At 74.9% G+C, this 1,841-nt stretch carries 2 protein-coding genes and 1 pseudogene; 2 read left to right on the top strand and 1 reads right to left on the bottom strand.

Annotated elements, in window-relative coordinates; all coding sequences use genetic code 11:
• Positions 1-170: 170 nt before the first annotated feature.
• Positions 171-434: a dsRBD fold-containing protein gene (locus ACIQOV_RS39805; RefSeq protein ID WP_380546048.1), complete on the bottom strand. Its 264-nt coding sequence runs from the start codon at positions 432-434 to the stop codon at positions 171-173.
• A gap of 267 nt (positions 435-701) precedes the next feature.
• On the opposite strand from ACIQOV_RS39805, the pseudogene ACIQOV_RS39800 reads away from it, so the two are divergent.
• A pseudogene (locus ACIQOV_RS39800) lies at positions 702-1,541 on the top strand (DMT family transporter); the annotation flags it as partial.
• Positions 1,542-1,751: 210 nt separating this feature from the next.
• A partial coding sequence (locus tag ACIQOV_RS39795; RefSeq protein ID WP_401055807.1) for a DUF6629 family protein occupies positions 1,752-1,841 on the top strand: 90 nt, incomplete at its 3' end.

Genomic DNA, 1,841 nt, shown 5'->3' with positions numbered 1-1,841 from the left:
CACCCCACGAGTAGTCGCCCCGCCCCCTGCACCGAAACCGCCCCGAGGCAGGCGCCACACCCAACCCGCGCGAAAAGTCGGCCCACCCGACTTCTGGTGCTGCCGGGTTCGGACGTGCGAGGGACTTCGCGTAAGTCCCGTGACCTACGGGGGTTCGGCTGCCGGTGGGCTCAGTAGATCAGGTACCCCGGGCGGTGCCCTTCGTCGTCGATCTCCCCGGTGGCCTGGGCCCGCAGCTTGCGGGACAGGTCCTCCAGGGCCCGGGCGGCCGCGACCTCCTCGCCGATCCTGGCGAGCGGACGGTCGTCCGCGCTTTTCACGGATTCGCCGTGCGCGCTCAGGCCTGGCGCCCTGGCGCCGGTCAGCCTGGCCTCGCACGCCGTGTGCACGCCGTCTTCCTCGAAGCTGAGCTCCACGTCCCACTGGTTGTGCATGCCACACCTCCTGGCGCCGGCCCCCGTCGCGCCTGTCCGGACCGGCACGGACGGTGACCCGTGGCGGCCGCTCACACCAGCGTGCGCCTGCCCCGCCGGTGGCGGCAAGCGCTGCCGGACGGCCCGGTGCCCGCCGCGCCGCGCGCGTGTCGTGCGCCCGGCCCGGGCACCGGCCCGGCGGTAGGCTGGCGGGAGCGGCCGCGACCTCCGACCCACCTCTCGGAGCCGTCGGCGCGGCGCGGGCAGCGACAACCTGGTGGTCCCTCCGTGGCGGTCTTCCTCCTCGCTCTCAGTGCGGCCTGCTGTCTGGGGCTCGGCTTCGTCCTCCAGCAGCACGCGGCGCAGCAAGCCCCTCGCTCCGATCTGCTGCGCTGGCGGCTGCTGCTGGACCTGATGCGGATGCCGCAGTGGCTGCTCGGCACCGGGTTCATGGTCAGCGGGCTGATCCTCTCGGCGTTCGCCCTCAACCAGGGCGAGGTGTCGCTGGTCGAACCGCTGCTGGCCACCAATCTGATCTTCGCCATGGCACTGGCCCGGGTGTTGACCCGTCAGACCCTGGGCCGTTCCGGCTGGGCCGGGGTGCTGCTGCTGGCCCTCGGGGTGACGGCCTTCATCGTGGCCGGGCAACCGACCGGCGGCGGGGCGCCCGCCGGGGAGCTGCGGCACTGGCTGGTGGTCGGCACCGTGGTCGGGCTGGTCGTGCTGCTGGTCTCGCTGGCCCGGCGGCTGCCGCTGTTCGAGGAGGCGACCCTGCTGGCGCTCGCCGCCGGGCTGCTCTACGGCCTCCAGGACGCGCTGACCCGGACCACCACCCAGCGCCTCGACCACGAGGGCCTGTCCGCGGTGCTGCGCAGTTGGCAACCGTACGCGGTGGTGGTGGCGGGCGTGGTCGGGCTGCTGCTGGTGCAGAGCGCCTTCGAGGCGGCGCCGCTGCGGATGTCCCTGCCGGCGCTGACCGCCGCCCAGCCGGTGGCCGGGATCGCCTGCGCGGTCGGGTTCCTCGGCGACCGGCTGCGGGTGACCCCGGCGGCGCTGGCCTGGCAGGCGGCCGGGCTGGTCGCGATCGTGATCGGGGTGATCGTGATCGGCCGCCATCCGGCGATGCCCGGGACCGTCCGCGACACCCTGGAGAGCATCGGGGCACCGCCGGAGGACGGAGCGGAGCCGCGGGAGGGCGGGGCGGAGCAGAAGTCCGGGGGCGGGCCGGAAGACCGACCGGACGACGAGCCGAAGGGCAATCCGGACGACGATCCGGAGGACGAACCGACGGGCGGGTCCGCGGAGCACGACCGCCCCGGGAGCACCGGTTAGGCCCCGATGTGCTGGAGTGCGCAGGCGGACGCCGTGGCCGGTGGGCTGGTCGCGGTCGCGGGGGTGGCGTGCCTGGTCCGCGCCCACCGGGCCGGC

It is taken from the genome of Kitasatospora sp. NPDC091257 (assembly GCF_044757675.1).
In the GTDB taxonomy this organism is placed as follows: Bacteria; Actinomycetota; Actinomycetes; order Streptomycetales; family Streptomycetaceae; genus Kitasatospora; species Kitasatospora lactacystinica.
Note: the sequence above shows the minus strand (reverse complement) of the source record. Positions and strands in the feature narration are given on the sequence as shown.

Coding starts and splice junctions, on each gene's coding strand:
- ACIQOV_RS39805 (WP_380546048.1), bottom strand. CDS start 434: ATGCACAACCAGTGGGACGTGGAGCTCAGCTTCGAGGAAGACGGCGTG.